At 49.8% G+C, this 15,243-nt stretch carries 15 protein-coding genes, 1 pseudogene and 1 other annotated feature; of the genes and pseudogenes, 4 read left to right on the top strand and 12 right to left on the bottom strand.

Annotated elements, in window-relative coordinates:
• Window positions 1-9: 9 nt before the first annotated feature.
• Complete coding sequence (locus RHD99_RS03160; RefSeq protein WP_309877411.1) at window positions 10-1,344, top strand: AppA family phytase/histidine-type acid phosphatase; 1,335 nt, start codon at window positions 10-12, stop codon at window positions 1,342-1,344.
• A 63-nt stretch (window positions 1,345-1,407) separates the two neighbouring features.
• Here RHD99_RS03160 and thrC read toward each other — a convergent pair whose 3' ends face one another.
• The 6 genes and pseudogenes from thrC to yjjY form a co-directional block, all read right to left on the bottom strand.
• Window positions 1,408-2,694 (bottom strand): threonine synthase, encoded by a 1,287-nt coding sequence (gene thrC, locus RHD99_RS03155; protein ID WP_309877410.1) that lies wholly within the window; start codon window positions 2,692-2,694, stop codon window positions 1,408-1,410.
• A 3-nt stretch (window positions 2,695-2,697) separates the two neighbouring features.
• Window positions 2,698-3,627 (bottom strand): homoserine kinase, encoded by a 930-nt coding sequence (gene thrB / locus RHD99_RS03150; protein WP_309877409.1) that lies wholly within the window; start codon window positions 3,625-3,627, stop codon window positions 2,698-2,700.
• A gap of 1 nt (window position 3,628) precedes the next feature.
• Window positions 3,629-6,091: a bifunctional aspartate kinase/homoserine dehydrogenase I gene (gene thrA, locus RHD99_RS03145; protein ID WP_183270676.1), complete on the bottom strand. Its 2,463-nt coding sequence runs from the start codon at window positions 6,089-6,091 to the stop codon at window positions 3,629-3,631.
• Between the two features lie 26 nt (window positions 6,092-6,117).
• Window positions 6,118-6,234: a sequence feature (Thr leader region), on the bottom strand.
• Window positions 6,173-6,241: a thr operon leader peptide gene (gene thrL / locus RHD99_RS03140; RefSeq protein WP_072009468.1), complete on the bottom strand. Its 69-nt coding sequence runs from the start codon at window positions 6,239-6,241 to the stop codon at window positions 6,173-6,175. It overlaps the preceding feature by 62 nt.
• 184 nt (window positions 6,242-6,425) lie before the next feature.
• A complete protein-coding gene (locus RHD99_RS03135) occupies window positions 6,426-7,127 on the bottom strand; it encodes a tRNA/rRNA methyltransferase (protein ID WP_309877408.1) in 702 nt (233 codons plus the stop codon).
• A gap of 402 nt (window positions 7,128-7,529) precedes the next feature.
• Window positions 7,530-7,671, bottom strand: a pseudogene (yjjY, locus tag RHD99_RS03130) (YjjY family protein).
• A gap of 96 nt (window positions 7,672-7,767) precedes the next feature.
• Between yjjY and arcA the strand changes: the two are divergent.
• Window positions 7,768-8,484, top strand: a complete 717-nt coding sequence (gene arcA, locus RHD99_RS03125; RefSeq protein ID WP_034459438.1) for a two-component system response regulator ArcA — start codon at window positions 7,768-7,770, stop codon at window positions 8,482-8,484.
• A 69-nt stretch (window positions 8,485-8,553) separates the two neighbouring features.
• On the opposite strand, the gene creD is transcribed toward arcA, so the two are convergent.
• The 4 genes from creD to creA all read right to left on the bottom strand — a co-directional run bounded on the left by creD (window position 8,554) and on the right by creA (window position 12,606).
• Entirely contained in the window at window positions 8,554-9,912 is a 1,359-nt protein-coding gene (gene creD, locus RHD99_RS03120; protein ID WP_309877407.1) for a cell envelope integrity protein CreD, read from the bottom strand.
• A gap of 87 nt (window positions 9,913-9,999) precedes the next feature.
• Complete coding sequence (creC, locus tag RHD99_RS03115) at window positions 10,000-11,427, bottom strand: two-component system sensor histidine kinase CreC (RefSeq protein ID WP_309877406.1); 1,428 nt, start codon at window positions 11,425-11,427, stop codon at window positions 10,000-10,002.
• The gene (gene creB / locus RHD99_RS03110; protein ID WP_183270680.1) at window positions 11,427-12,122 is read right to left on the bottom strand and encodes a two-component system response regulator CreB; all 696 of its coding nucleotides are present in this window, start codon (window positions 12,120-12,122) and stop codon (window positions 11,427-11,429) included. The genes creC and creB overlap by 1 nt, the downstream gene beginning before the upstream one ends.
• 13 nt (window positions 12,123-12,135) lie before the next feature.
• Window positions 12,136-12,606 (bottom strand): protein CreA, encoded by a 471-nt coding sequence (gene creA / locus RHD99_RS03105; RefSeq protein WP_309877405.1) that lies wholly within the window; start codon window positions 12,604-12,606, stop codon window positions 12,136-12,138.
• 207 nt (window positions 12,607-12,813) lie between these two features.
• Here creA and robA point away from each other — a divergent pair, with 207 nt between their 5' ends.
• Window positions 12,814-13,683, top strand: coding sequence for an MDR efflux pump AcrAB transcriptional activator RobA (gene robA, locus RHD99_RS03100; RefSeq protein ID WP_183270682.1), 870 nt, complete (start codon window positions 12,814-12,816; stop codon window positions 13,681-13,683).
• Here the strand turns inward: robA and gpmB are convergent.
• A complete protein-coding gene (gpmB, locus tag RHD99_RS03095; RefSeq protein WP_183270683.1) occupies window positions 13,680-14,327 on the bottom strand; it encodes a 2,3-diphosphoglycerate-dependent phosphoglycerate mutase GpmB in 648 nt (215 codons plus the stop codon). The genes robA and gpmB overlap by 4 nt on opposite strands.
• A 51-nt stretch (window positions 14,328-14,378) precedes the next feature.
• On the opposite strand from gpmB, the gene yjjX reads away from it, so the two are divergent.
• On the top strand, window positions 14,379-14,897 hold the full coding sequence (gene yjjX, locus RHD99_RS03090) for an inosine/xanthosine triphosphatase (RefSeq protein WP_309877404.1): 519 nt from the start codon (window positions 14,379-14,381) through the stop codon (window positions 14,895-14,897).
• On the opposite strand, the gene trpR is transcribed toward yjjX, so the two are convergent.
• Window positions 14,894-15,223 (bottom strand): trp operon repressor, encoded by a 330-nt coding sequence (gene trpR, locus RHD99_RS03085; protein WP_309877403.1) that lies wholly within the window; start codon window positions 15,221-15,223, stop codon window positions 14,894-14,896. The two genes, yjjX and trpR, sit on opposite strands and share 4 nt — an antisense overlap.
• Window positions 15,224-15,243 lie beyond the last annotated feature (20 nt).

Genomic DNA, 15,243 nt, shown 5'->3' with positions numbered 1-15,243 from the left:
AGGCTGCAAATGACAATCTCTGCTTTTGAACGCCAAAAACTCATGCTTCGTCGTGGAATACTCGTCGCGCTTAGCGCCACATTTTCATTAGGTTCAACGGCGTATGCCAACGAAACTCCCGCTTCAGGGTACCAGGTTGAAAAAGTGGTGATACTCAGCCGCCACGGCGTGCGTGCGCCCACTAAAATGACGCAAACCATCCGTGACGTAACGCCTGATGCCTGGCCCGAATGGCCGGTAAAACTGGGTGACATCACGCCCCGCGGCGAACATCTGATTAGCCTGATGGGTGAATTTTATCGCGAGAAATTTCAACAGCAGGGGATTTTATCGCAGGACAATTGCCCTGCCCCAAACTCGGTTTATGTCTGGGCAGATGTCGATCAGCGCACGCTTAAAACGGGTGAAGCTTTCCTCGCAGGGCTTGCCCCGCAATGTGGTTTGACTATTCACCACCAGCAGGATCTCGACAAGGCCGATCCTTTGTTCCACCCGGTGAAAGCGGGCACTTGTTCAATGGAGAAAGCAAAAATCCAACAGTCCGTTGAAAAACAAGCCAAAACACCTGTTGATAACCTGAACCAGCACTATCTTCCTTCTCTGGCCTTGATGAATACGGCGCTCAACTTTTCGAAATCGCCCTGGTGCCAGAAGCATAGCGCGGATAAAAGCTGCGATTTAGGGCAATCCATGCCGAGCAAACTGTCGATAAACGATAATGGCAACAAAGTTGCCCTCGACGGTGCCGTTGGCCTTTCATCTACGCTGGCTGAAATTTTCCTGCTGGAGTATGCACAAGGGATGCCGCAAGCGGCGTGGGGAAATATTCATTCAGAACAAGAATGGACTTCGTTACTAAAACTGCATAACGCTCAGTTTGATTTGATGGCGCGCACGCCTTATATCGCCAGGCATAATGGAACGCCTTTATTGCAGGCCATCAGCAATGCGCTGGACCCGCATGCCGCAAGCAAACTGCCTGGCAGCTCACCGGATAATAAGATCCTGTTTATTGCCGGGCACGATACCAATATCGCCAATATTTCAGGCATGCTAAACATAAGCTGGATACTGCCAGGGCAGCCAGATAACACCCCACCAGGCGGTGCTCTGGTCTTTGAGCGTTTGGCTGATAAGTCAGGGAAACAATATGTTAGCGTGAGTATGGTGTATCAGACGCTCGAGCAGCTACGCGCTCAAACTCCACTTAGTCTCAAGGAACCTGCGGGAAGTGTGCAGCTAAAAATACCAAGCTGTAGCGACCAGACGGCTGAAGGATATTGCCCATTAACGACCTTCACGCGCGTGGTTAACCAAAGTGTGGAACCAGGGTGTCAGCTGTAATAACAATAAAATGCCGCTCGCGGTTAAGCGAGCGGCATTATTCAGTGGAGCAATTTTATAAAATTACGCTTTGCTCATCATCAATTTGCGCAGCGCGGCAAAATCCGCTGGCAGATTATGGGAAAGCAGCGGTAAATCAGCTCGCTCGGCAAGCTCAGCTGGCAGCGGCAGTGCTTCACCGAGGATCTCTTCCACGCTTTCTTTGAACTTCGCCGGATGCGCAGTCCCGAGGAACAAGCCGTATTCACCCGGTTGGAGCTGATCACGCAGCGCACGATAAGCAATCGCCGCGTGCGGTTCTGAAACGTAGCCCACGGCTTTCAGCTCTTTCATGGTGGCTTTAGTGGTTTCGTCGGTCACGGTCGCATAACCCAGATCGGACAAACGCCAAATCTTACGGCGGAACAGCTCTTCCACACGCGGCCAGTTATTTGGCTGGCTGACATCCATCGCGTTAGAGAGCGTCGCCACCGTGGTTTTCGGTGCCCATTCGCCGCTGGTTAAGAAACGTGGAACGGTATCGTTCGCGTTAGTCGCCGCGATAAAACGTTTGATTGGCAAACCGAGTGATTTCGCCAGCAGGCCAGCCGTTAAATCACCAAAGTTGCCGCTTGGTACGGAAACCACCAGTTGATTGCGCGCTTCTTGAGGTAGTTGTGAAACCGCTTCAAAGTAATAGCAAATTTGTGCCAATAAACGACTGATGTTAATGGAGTTAGCCGAGTTTAAACCCAATGCCACCTTCAGTTCTTCATCATCAAATGCTTGTTTCACCAGCGCCTGACAGGCATCGAAATCACCATCGATAGCCACGGTTTCGATGTTTCCACCCAGCGTACAGAACAGTTTTTCCTGCAATGGGCTGATTTTGCCACGCGGGTACAAAATCACCACGCGCACATTTTTCAGACCATAAAACGCATGAGCCACCGCCGCACCGGTGTCGCCAGAGGTCGCCGTCAGAATGGTGACCGGTTTGTCGCCGCTGATATGCGTCAGCATTTGCGCCATAAAGCGCCCGCCAAAATCTTTGAATGCCAGAGTCGGGCCGTGGAACAGTTCAAGACAGCCAACATCAGGTTCAACGCTTTTCACCGGAGCCGGGAAAGCAAAAGCGGCACGAACACGTTCTTCAAGAATGTCTTGCGGAATTTCATCACCAATAAAAGCAGACAGAATTTTGCTGCTGCGGGTGACAAAATCCATCTTCAACATTTCGTCGATTGCGGTCAGTTCAAATTCCGGTAAATCGTGTGGAAAAAACAGCCCTTGCTGTTTACCCAACCCCTGCACGATTGCCTGGGAAAAATTGACCTGCTCGTTATGATCTTTAAGGTTATACAGTTTCATGCGTTATCCCAGAACTCGTGCGCCCGCCGTGTCCAGACGGCAAATATGTACAAAACCTTCCTGGTTCTGCAAATAATGTTGGCTGAGCCAGTCAGCCACACGTTGTGCGGTATCCGTGTTATCGCACAACGCAAACAGAGTTGGGCCGGAGCCCGAAATACCACTCGCCAGAGCACCAATATCCGCAGCGGCCTGTCGTGCCTCGTTAAAGCGCGGCAGCAGTTTTGCGCGGTACGGCTCGGCAATAACATCACGCATCAGTTTTGCCGCGAGCTGCGGCTGGCGGGTGTGACAGGCGTGAATAAAGCCTGCCAGATGGCGGCCATGGCTAATGCAATCCTGGCGGCGATACTGCGCAGGAAGAATGGCGCGCGCTTCAGCGGTAGAAACTTTAATCCCCGGATACGCCAGCACCCACAGCCATTCATCAAAACCCGGAACAGACTGGCTGATGATGCCATTTTCTTCAATCATCAATTGCATGCCGCCCAGGAAACATGGGGCAACGTTATCATAATGAACGCTGCCCGAAATGCGCCCTTCCAGCTCGCCCATCAGGCTGAGCAATCGGGTATCGCTTAGCGGCTTGCCGCAGTATTCATTCATCGCCATTAAACCCGCGACCACAGAACATGCGCTCGACCCCAGACCTGAGCCAATCGGCATACTTTTTTCCAGCGTCATCTTTACCGGGATGTTTTTGCCAAGCTCCTGACAGAAACGCTCCCAGCACTGATACACAATGTTCTCGCGCGGTTCATCGGGTAATTTGCTGGCAAAGCGCCCAATGTTGTTCAAACTAAATGTGTCTGCCGCTTCAACAGTCACATAATCCCCAAGCAGCGAGCCATCAATCGGCGAAACTGCCGCACCCAGCACATCAAACCCGACACTCATATTGGCACTGGAAGCCGGGGCGTATACTTTAACCATCTTAAACTCCTAACTTCCATGACAAAGTGCGCAATAAGTCGGCGAAAACACCGGCTGCGGTCACATCATTTCCGGCTCCGTAGCCACGAAGAACTAGCGGTAACGGTTGATAGTAGTGGCTGTAGAATGCCAGGGCATTTTCACCGTTTTTAACTTTATACAGTGGGTCATTACCATCTACCGCATCAATTTTAACTTTGCAGCTCCCATCAGCTTCAATCACGCCAACATAGCGCAGCACTTTTCCTTCGTCGCGGGCTTGTGCCACACGAGCGGAGAACTCGTCATCCAGTTGCGGTATGCGTGCCATGAATGATTCAACATCGCCGCTGGAATCAAATGTCTGAGGTAAAACGGGCTCAATGACAATATCAGACAGCTCAAGATTGCTGCCTGTTTCACGAGCCAGAATCAGCAGCTTACGCGCCACATCCATACCGGACAGGTCATCACGCGGATCGGGTTCGGTATAACCCATTTCGCGAGCCACTTTGGTGGCTTCTGACAGGCTCATTCCTTCATCAAGTTTGCCGAAGATGAACGACAGCGAACCAGAAAGAATGCCGGAGAAACGTTGTAATTCATCACCCGCATTCAGCAAGTTCTGTAGGTTTTCGATAACCGGTAATCCTGCGCCAACGTTGGTGTCATAGAGGAATTTACGGCGCGATTTTTCCGCCGCATTACGCATCTGATGGTAATAATTCATGCTGGAAGTATTCGCCTTCTTGTTCGGCGTCACGACGTGGAAACCTTCTCCCAGGAAATCAGCATATTGATCAGCAACCGCCTGGCTTGAGGTGCAGTCGACAATCACAGGGTTCAGCAGGTGATACTCTTTCACTAAACGGATCAGACGCCCAAGATTGAAGGGCTCTTTCGCCGCCGCAAGCTCTTCTTCCCAGTTCTCTAAATTCAGGCCGTGAATGTTTGTCAGCAGCGCTTTGGAGTTCGCCACACCGCACACACGCAAATCGATGTGCTTTTTCTTCAGCCATGCCTGCTGGCGTTTGACCTGCTCCAGCAATGCCGCACCCACGCCGCCTACCCCAATAAGGAATACTTCGATGACCTGGTCGGTATTAAACAGCATCTGGTGCGTCACACGAACACCGGTCACAGCATCGTCGTTACTGACCACGACAGAGATAGAGCGCTCTGAAGAACCCTGAGCGATCGCCACGATATTAATGTTTGCGCGAGCCAGTGCGGCAAAGAACTTGGCGGAGATGCCACGCAAGGTACGCATGCCGTCACCCACCACGGAGATGATCGCCAGGTGCTCCATGATGGACATCGGCTCCAGAAGGCCTTCTTTGAGTTCGAGATAGAACTCATCTTCCATCGCGCGACGAGCACGTGCGCAATCGGCTTGCGGCACGCAGAAGCTGATACTGTATTCAGAAGATGACTGAGTAATCAGTACGACGGAAATTCCGGCACGGGACATCGCGGCGAATACACGTGCCGCCATACCGACCATGCCTTTCATGCCTGGGCCTGAGACGTTAAACATCGCCATATTATTCAGGTTGGTGATGCCTTTAACCGGCAGGCCATCCTCGTCACTTTCTCCACCAATTAAGGTGCCTGGCGCTTGAGGGTTTCCGGTGTTTTTAATCAGACATGGGATTTGGAACTGAGCGATGGGGGTAATAGTGCGTGGGTGAAGGACTTTAGCGCCGAAGTAAGAAAGCTCCATGGCTTCCTGATACGACATCGATTTCAGCAGCCTGGCGTCTGGAACCTGGCGTGGGTCACAAGTATATACGCCGTCAACATCAGTCCAGATCTCACAACAGTCTGCCCGTAAACAGGCGGCCAGCACGGCAGCAGAATAATCAGAACCGTTACGTCCTAACACCACCAACTCGCCTTTATCGTTTCCGGCAGTGAAACCTGCCATCAGAATCATATGGTCCGCAGGGATACGGCTGGCAGCGATGCGGCGAGTGGACTCAGTAATATCGACAGTAGACTCAAGGTAATGCCCAACGGCAAGAAGTTTCTCGACCGGATCAATCACCGTCACGTTGTGCCCGCGAGCTTTGAGCAATTCAGCCATGATGGCGATAGAGAGCTTTTCACCACGGCAAATGATCGCGGCGTTGATGCTGTCCGGACATTGGCCCAGTAAGCTGATGCCATGCAGAACATGCTTCAGCTGAGCAAACTCCTGGTCAACAGCAGCTTTGAGTTGTTCGAGTGGGAAACCAGACTGTGCATCAGCAAGCCCCTTCAGGAGTTCACCAAAAATACGTTCTGCGTCGCTGATATTCGGTACTGCATCCTGGCCGCCGATGGTTTTTTCAATCATGGCAACGAGGTGGTTGGTAATTTTCGCCGGGGCAGACAGCACGGTTGCGACCTGCCCCTGTTTGGCATTGCTTTCCAGGATATCGGCAACACGAAGAAAACGCTCCGCATTTGCCACTGAAGTACCACCGAATTTCAACACTCGCATTTATTATTACCTTTGAGTTTTTGGTCCAAAAAAAAGCCCGCACTGTTTAGGTGCGGGCTTTTTTCGTTTTTCCTGTATGCGTCAGCCCGCACCGTTACCTGTGGTAATAGTGGTTGTAATAATTGTTGTCATTGGGCTGATGCGAATCATGGATGTTGTGTGCTCGTAATCTGATTTACCTATATTGACTAAAGTATCCGGCAGGTTAAGTCAATTTATTTTTAATTTTAGCGATATGAACTAGGCTACCGCTGAACGCTGATAAAACATCAAAAAACGGGGTCATTGCGCTGAAAAAAGCGGGGCAACACACCGCAATTTCACTAGTATCAACTCAGTTTCCAGCATTTTTCTCTGGTAGTTTTTTTTCAATATCATGAAGCAAACGATGCAACATTGCCGTATCGCGCTGTGCCAAAAGCCCAAGACGTTGCTGCAACCAGTCGACCATTTTTTGGTCGTCACTGGCTTCCACACGTTCGAGTAGTGACGTGATCCTGGCACGGAGTGCACCCAGTTGTTGAGCATCCACCACATCATGCTCCGGCGCAGCTTGCTGCATCAAAGCTGACAGTTGATAGCAGTAAACCATCACGGCCTGGCCGAGATTGAGCGACGGATAATCGGCCACCATCGGCACACCGGTTAGCACATCGGCCAATTCAAGCTCTTCATTGGTTAATCCCGAATCTTCGCGACCAAAGACCAATGCAGCCGTTCCCACCCAATTACGTTTTTCTTCGAGTAGCGGAACCAGTTGCTGCGGCGTGGCGTAGTAATGGAATTTGGCGCGGCTACGTGCCGTTGTCGCAATGGTAAAATCGACGTCATGCAATGCTTGCGCCAGCGTATTGAAATGCTGCGCATTATCCAGCACATCGCCGGAGCCATGCGCGACCCAACGGGCTTCCGGTTGACGGTCAGCTTCACTGTCAACAACGCGCAATTCAGCAAACCCCATGGTCTTCATGGCGCGGGCTGCTGCCCCCACATTTTCAGCTCGGGCTGGAGCGACCAAAATAATTAAAAAACGCATTACAGCTCTCTTTAAAAAAGTATCCAAAAACGGACAATCACAAAATTCAAATGATAATACGCGGCAAAAATTTACATTAAAGTAACATTCATTTATAAAACATGTTCAATGCAAATCATAAATACATTGAATGCATTTTCGTGGTTAGACCAGCATCGCAAGGTGATTTAAATCGCATTATCGCATTGTTTTATTTGATTAAAAATAGACAAAATAGCGCTGAACTTTCAGATTTGCGTTGTTTAATAATCGATTCACGTAACTATATTGATTATTAGAAAAATGTGACGCAAGCTCGCAAAACGCTACGATGATTTCATCAAACTGTTAACGTGCTACAATTGAATTTGATATATGTCAACGAAGCGTAGTTTTATCAGATGTCTAAAGCGGTCCTGCCTGTTATGTTGCTGTTAAAATGGTTAGGATAACAACCGTTTTTGACACCGTCGGGTCCAGAGGGAAAAGTACCCACGACCAAGCTAATGATGTTGTTGACGTTGATGGAAAGTGCATCAAGAACGCAATTACGTACTTTAGTCATGTTACGCCAGACATGTTAATTTATGGCATGTATTAGGCAGGTCAGGGACTTTTGTACTTCCTGTTTTGATTTAGTTGGCAATTTTAGGTAGCAAACATGCAGACCCCGCACATTCTTATCGTCGAAGACGAATTAGTAACACGCAATACGTTAAAGAGCATTTTTGAAGCTGAAGGTTATGATGTATTTGAAGCGACAGATGGCGCTGAAATGCATCAGATTCTTTCCGATAATGACATCAATCTGGTCATTATGGATATCAACTTGCCAGGTAAAAATGGCCTGCTGCTGGCACGCGAATTGCGTGAGCAAGCTAATGTGGCGTTGATGTTCTTGACTGGTCGTGACAACGAAGTGGATAAAATCCTTGGTCTTGAAATCGGCGCAGATGACTACATCACTAAGCCATTCAATCCACGTGAATTAACCATCCGTGCGCGTAACCTGTTGTCTCGTACTATGAACCTGGGTGCAATCAGCGAAGAACGTCGTTCCGTTGAAAGCTATAAGTTCAATGGTTGGGAGCTGGATATCAACAGCCGTTCTTTGGTTAGCCCAAATGGTGAGCAGTACAAGTTGCCGCGTAGCGAATTCCGCGCCATGCTGCACTTCTGTGAAAACCCTGGGAAGATTCAGTCGCGTGCTGAGTTGCTGAAAAAGATGACAGGCCGTGAGTTGAAACCGCACGACCGTACCGTTGACGTCACAATTCGTCGTATTCGTAAGCACTTCGAGTCGACCCCAGATACACCTGAAATCATCGCTACCATCCACGGCGAAGGTTATCGCTTCTGTGGCGATTTACAGGAATAAACCTGTAATCAAACATGATTTGAAAGGGCGGATAACATCCGCCCTTTTCTTTTTATATCTATAAAGCTGTCACTTCCACAGCCTGAAACGCTCGGGATCCTCCTGCCTGTCATCGACGGTCTGAGTCTGCACTTTGCTCCCCATGCGATACCAATCAATATTTCTCGTTAGCAGCATAATGGCTGACAACGAAGCGAAAAGGACTCCCGTGCCAAGCAGCAAAGCGCTGTCTTCAGACTGGAGGAGTTGCCAGAGCACCGCATCAAGTATCAGCAACCCCAGAGTGAACATCATGCTTGCTTTCCAGCTATTCAGAACCGCTTTAAGATAAAAACCGTTAATCCCCGCGCAGACCAAACTCGCCAGTAACCATGCACCGTTAAATCCTGTATGTTCCGAAACCGCGAGCAGTACCAGATAAAACATCACCAGCGACAGCCCGACCAGTAAATACTGCATTGGGTGAACGCGCAAACCGGTCAGAGTTTCCATCAGGAAGAAGCTCATAAACGTCAAACCAATCAACAGAATAGCGTATTTCACCGCACGGTCCGTCAATTGGTACTGGTCAACGGGATTTGCCACCGTGACGCTGAAAGTCGGCAGTCGGCTAACATCAATTAAACGGGCATCATCAAAACTGGTATTGAGGTTATTGGCAAACCATGTGCTCTGCCAGTTTGCAGTAAAACCGCTTTCAGAAACGGTACGCTGCCGTGGTAGGAAATCGCCAATGAAATTAGGATGCGGCCAGTTGCTGGTCAGGCTGAACTGGCTGTTGCGCCCAAGCGGCACCAGGGCAAGCTGTTTTGTCCCCATTAAATCCAGCGTGAAACGTAACGTGAGTTTGTCGCTCTGAAGCAGTTCCAGAGGGATTTTCGCATGCAGCCCCTGTTCAACACCGGGTAAGTTACTTCCAGGTTCGATAGGGTAAGACTGGCCGTTAATGTTCAGTTCACCCACCTTGCCAATACCACGTGAGTCTCCAATGGCCAGCACCACATAAGGAGTCCCTAAACGAGTCTCTACACCATCATCACCTTTCAGTTGTTGACGATTGAAACTGGCATTCAGCGTTAAATCTGTACGCCAAATCTGCCCTTCATAAATACCAATATGGCGCGGTTCAACGGCCTGCTTTCCCACAACGCTGAGGTTCTCCGGCAGATAGTAACGAATGAATCTGCTCTCTTTTTTGATCTCTTTATTATCTTCTATGACCGTCGTCAGCTCCGTCACAGGAATTGCAATCAGTGGGCCAGTCACGGTTTGCGACCCGCTGGTACTCTGGGCCAGCGACTGCTCAACATCATCCCGATAATTGCTGCGTTCATTAATAAGCGAACTCAGCATGCTTAACGGAATCAACAACACAACCATACATCCCAACAGGGTCATCACTTTCCAGAACAACGCAGATTTCAACATAATCCCCTCCATTTTTGATGTGGCGAGGATAGCGAGCGAATGTGGGGGCTCAATGAAGTTGTGTGAAGGGACGGTGAAGAGGTAAAATTATTTTCCTGGTAAGACCAACCTGGCTTGCGCGCCTCCCTCGGGGCGATTTTCCAGAATAATGGTCCCGCGATGCAAACGAGCAACCTCCTGAACAAACGCTAACCCTAAACCACTACTTTTCTGCCCATTACTGCGCGGTAATGAGTAAAAGCGCTCGAATAAACGGCCTTGCGCGTAGTCCGGGATCCCACTTCCAGTATCTGAAACAAGAATAGTGGTCTGCCCAATGCGTTGCTCAACACTCAACACAATCTCACCGCCTGGAGGGGTAAAATCGAGTGCGTTATCCAGCAAGTTCCCAATCGATTGCTCAAGTAAGGCCGCATCGCCTTCAACGGATACGCCGGTTGGGATATTTTCATCAATGCTTAACGCAATCTGTTTACCGCGAGCAACCACTTCACGGCTATCGCATAACGTGGAAAACAGTGCAGGCAGATTGATTGTTTGAGTCGTGATTTCGATTCGGCTTTCTAACTTAGCCTGGCGCAATAAATTATCGACCAATTGCTGCATACGTAGATTTTGCTGAAGAATGTTTGCCGAAAACTTCTCCACCACAGCAGGCGGGGGACCTTCACGTAAAATCTCTGCCGCCCCCCGAATAGCGGCCATAGGGCTTTTCAGTTCGTGGGTCAAAGCATGAACGTACTGCTCGATGCCGTTCTTCCCTTCAAGCTTCACTCGCATACTTTCCAGGGCCAATGCCAGTCTACGTAATTCGCTACTGGCAGGTTTAGGCAGAGGTAAAGGGTGCTCCGTTGTGACCGAGTCGGCATAGCGAACCAGTTTGCCGATAGATCGGTTAATCCACAGCACAAACCCAAAACCAATCAGCAAAGCGATACCCAGCAGCGCGACGCCTGCCCACAAAATACGCCGTTCGCTACGGCGTATTACCGGTTCCATTGCACTGTTGGGTTTACCCACGCTCAGCACACCGATAATGTTTTGCCCGTCGCGGACAGGTGCTGCCACATACATCACTGTGCTTTCAGGATTGTTGGCGTTAATTGGCGTACTGCGTGCGCCGTATTTCCCTTGAAGCGTGAGCCACACATCGTTCCAGCGTGAATAATCCTGGCCTGTCGCGTTGCCACTGGAATCAAACAAAACGATGCCTTTAGCATCCGTCAGATAGACATGGTATTCATTTTTAGACTTGGTAATGCCACTGATGTTGGCCCGGAAATTATGCTGATTGAGTCGTGAAAACGCCTGTGCGAGTTGGCCATTATGAGCATTTCCCGCCAACATGTCGGCTTTAGCAAATTCGGCGAGTAACGTAGCGGTATCAATTAACGTGCCTTCCGTTGCGCGCCGGACGCCGGGTTTCACCTCTTGCAAAAAGATGGATAGAACAAACCAGGCTGCAATGGCCACTATCAAAAAATAACCCAGCAACAGACGCATTCCAATGCGCATTAATTCGCTCCAAGGCTGTAACCTAAGCCACGGTGCGTATTGATCGGCGACAGATCGGGGTTGATCGCACGCAGTTTGGCGCGCAACGTTTTGATGTGCGTATCCACCGTTCGATCAAAACTTTCCTCGGCTGAACTCCACACCAAATCCATCAGCTGTTGGCGGGAAAAGACGCGTCCAGGCCACTGCAAAAAAGTCTTCATTAACAAATACTCATAACGCGTGAGCAGCAGTGGCTGTTGGCACCAGGATATTTGCGCCGCCATTTCATTGAATTCAAACAACCCAATCCGCTGAACACTTCCCGCCAGGCCTTGCCGTTGTTTTTGCAAACGACGCAGCACGGTTCGTACCCTGGCACACACTTCACGAGGTGAAAACGGCTTCGCAATGTAATCATCTGCGCCGATCTCCAGGCCAATCAACCTATCGACCTCTTCACTGCGCGCAGTAAGAAACAGCAACGGTAATTCTGGATAATCAGCGAGTAAACGACGACAAAGCTCGAAGCCATTAATATCAGGCAAGCCAACATCCAGAATAGCCAGATCTGGACGTTCTTCACGTACGGCATCCAACACAGGCAAGCCGCGATCGAAGGCACGTACAGAGAATCCTTCCTGCTGCAACATATAGATCAACGTATCAGCAATACTGGTTTCATCTTCAACTAACCAGATAGTGGCCTGGCTCATCGCGCGCTCCCTGCTATTTCCACGGCATAATCGGCACGGCGCTTACCGCATTTTTTGGCGAACCTTCGACTACTTTGTCCGAATAAGCCAGATAGGCCAGCGTGTTACGCTTCGCATCATAAAAACGCACCACTTGTAGCTTCTTGAAAACCAGAGAAGTCCGTTTCTGGAACACGACATCTCCCTGTGCTTTCCCTGATTTGATCTTCTCACTTAATTCCACCGGCCCAACTTGCTGGCAGGAAATAGCAGCATCAGAAGTGTCTTCCGCAAGACCCAACCCGCCTTTAATGCCACCGGTTTTAGCGCGACTGACATAGCACGTTACGTTCTGTACATCGGGATCATCAAACGCTTCGACAATAATTTTATGGTCTGGGCCAATCATCTTAAAAACGGTATCCACTGAACCGATTTGTTCAGCTCTCGCACCCAGCGAGATAAGCAGCAGTGAACCCAGAACAGCTAAAACTTTATATTTCATATTGTTACCATTGGTTAAGATTACCTTTAGAGACTATTAACTCTTCGTATTAAAAAATCGTTTAATATCACGTTATTAATAAAATTACCGGAATGAGTTACTGATTTTGGCACGTCTTGTTAAAAAAAACTCTGAATGTCAAAACAACAAAAAGTGCTATCATCGCCGGCATTAACGGCACTCACCGTGTCAGGATGAGGATATTATATGGATCAGGCAGGGATCATTCGCGATCTATTAACCTGGCTAGAAGGTCATTTGGATCAACCTCTGTCACTGGATAATGTGGCGGCGAAAGCAGGTTATTCCAAGTGGCATCTACAACGGATGTTTAAAGAGGTAACCGGTCACGCCATTGGCGCATACATCCGTGCTCGCCGGCTTTCAAAATCTGCTGTGGCGCTGCGCCTGACTGCACGACCTATTCTTGATATAGCTTTGCAGTATCGTTTTGACTCACAGCAAACCTTTACTCGTGCCTTCAAAAAGCAGTTTGCTCAAACGCCTGCATTGTATCGCCGCTCCCCGGACTGGAGCTCGTTTGGCATGCGTCCGCCGCTACGTTTAGACGCATATACGTTGCCACGAGCGCAATTTGTCACGCTGCCAGAAACTCATTTGGTGGGTGTCACACAAAGTTACAGCTGTACGCTTGAGCAAATCTCTGATTTCCGTAATGAAATGCGTATCCAGTTCTGGACACAATTCCTCGGCAATGCGCCGACGTTGCCACGGGTGCTGTACGGTTTGCATGAACCACGCCCAAGCATTGAGAAAGATGACGAACAAGAAGTCTTCTATACCACTGCACTGACACCAGAAATGGCGAATGGATTCTTACCAGACTCTCATCCGGTCAGGTTGGAAGGCGGGGATTACGTTCAGTTCGACTACGAAGGGCCAGGCACGGGCTTGCAGGAGTTCATCCTGACAATTTACGGCACCTGCATGCCATCGCTTAATCTGACCCGTCGTAAAGGCCAGGACATTGAACGCTTCTTCCCGCAAGAAGAAGCGCGTGTTCAAGACCGACCAATGCAGATCCGTTGCGAGTATCTGATTCCAGTACGCCGTTAACGCTGTAATTCATCCATTGCAGGGGCGTCGAGATGCGAGATGTCCCCTGCCGTTTCAACCACCCAGCCAGAAGCTAACCACAGGCTTTGCTGGTGATCCACGCGGGAAATCGAACAGTTTCTTAAACGTAAACGACGTTCAGCCCAGGCCGGTAATCCCAGAATCGTACTCATCAGGCAGCCTAGCGCCATACCATGGCTAACCAGTAATGGGCGGCTTCCAAATGGTAAATCCAGGCAAGCATTCAGAGCCGCGTGCATACGCTCACTCATTTCAAGCATGCTTTCGCCTTCAGGGATACGCCCATCGGCAGTACCGTTCACCAGTTGACGACGCCAGCCCTCTTCTTCTTCGCTTAGTGTGTCGATATTGCGACGTTCTAACACGCCCATATCCAGCTCACGTAAACGCGCATCCAGCGTAACGTCTACGCCACATGCCTGAGCGATGATCTCAGCGGTGTGGCGGGTGCGCCCCAAGTCACTGGAAATCACGTGCGTAATACCTAACGTTTTGGCTCGCTCGGCCACCTGCTCGGCCTGACGTTCCCCTTTTTCAGTCAGCGCACTGTCTGACTGGCCCTGAATGCGACGTTGCGCATTCCACTGCGTTTCGCCGTGGCGAACAAGGTATACCTGTAACATGCGTTTTTTCCGTTATACTGCGGCAACAATTTCTTGAGAGTTTCACTGATTATGTACTATGTCGTCTGCTCGACAACCAATCCAGCTAAAATTCAGGCAATTCGCCAGGCATTCGACGACATCTATGGTGAGGGATGCTGCCATATTGAACCTGTCGACGTCGATAGTGGTGTGCCAGAACAGCCCTTTGGAAACCATGAAACGCGAACTGGCGCACGATGCCGGGTGATGAATGCCCGTCAGGTTCGTCCTGAAGCTGATTTTTGGGTCGCAGTGGAAGCCGGAATTGATGATGACAGTACATTTAGCTGGGTAGTCATTGAAAACCAGAGCCAGCGTGGTGAAGCGCGATCGGCCACTCTCCCGCTCCCCGCTGTCATTCTTGAAAAAGTACGTGCCGGAGAAGCTTTAGGGCCAGTGATGTCGGCCTATACCGGTATTGATGAAATTGGTCGTAAAGAAGGTGCGATTGGGGTATTTACCGCCGGGAAGTTGACTCGCAGCAGCGTTTACCACCAGGCGATTATTTTGGCGCTAAGCCCATTCCATAACGAGGTTTATACTGCTTAGCTTTTAGCGCTCAACAGCTCTTGCTCCAGCCATGCACGTAACGCTGGCGGAGCAGATTTCAGGCTATTTGACCCGCGAGTGATGGTCGCAATCCCCGCGCCCAATTCATTTTTAAGTTCCCGTTGGCTCATTTCACCACGCAGTAACTCTTCAACTATTCGGACACGAGTCCCCAGGGCGGTGCGTTCGTCTGGCGTCAGCAATAACATTAACAACGGCATATGCAGCTGCTTATCGAACGATTGCTGTAGCAACTCCACAAAGCGGAGCCACTCCTGGTTGCTTTGCTCGGCGTGCTCTGCCGAGTATTGAGAGTGCTGAGTCATGTTATGCCACCCTACTTTAT

The sequence above is a fragment of the Buttiauxella selenatireducens genome (genome assembly GCF_031432975.1).
Classification (GTDB): Bacteria; Pseudomonadota; Gammaproteobacteria; order Enterobacterales; family Enterobacteriaceae; genus Buttiauxella; species Buttiauxella selenatireducens.
The sequence above is the reverse complement of the archived record's forward strand: the minus strand, read 5'-3'. Positions and strand labels throughout refer to the sequence as shown.